Genomic DNA, 288 nt, shown 5'->3' with positions numbered 1-288 from the left:
GCTCGGCCACATGGCGCAAACGGTCGAAGTTGACGTTGGCGCCAGAATCGATCGCCACCAGGGTCTGCCCTTGTGCACCGTGCTGCGCCACATACTGCTTGATCCCGGCCACCGCCAATGCGCCGGAAGGCTCGGTGATGGAACGGGTGTCATCGTAGATATCCTTGATCGCCGCGCACAGCTCGTCACTGCTCACCGTCAGCACCTCGTCGACGAAATGCCGGCACAACTCGAAACAATGCGCGCCGACCTGCGCCACCGCCACCCCATCGGCAAAGCTGCCCACCT

1 protein-coding gene is annotated in these 288 nt (G+C 63.2%); it reads right to left on the bottom strand.

The annotated features are described in order from the left end of the window. A partial coding sequence (locus GYA94_RS26810; RefSeq protein WP_161893468.1) for a pyridoxal-phosphate dependent enzyme occupies positions 1–288 on the bottom strand: 288 nt, incomplete at both ends.

This window comes from Pseudomonas juntendi (assembly GCF_009932375.1).
In the GTDB taxonomy this organism is placed as follows: Bacteria; Pseudomonadota; Gammaproteobacteria; order Pseudomonadales; family Pseudomonadaceae; genus Aquipseudomonas; species Aquipseudomonas juntendi.
The sequence above is the reverse complement of the archived record's forward strand: the minus strand, read 5'-3'. Positions and strand labels throughout refer to the sequence as shown.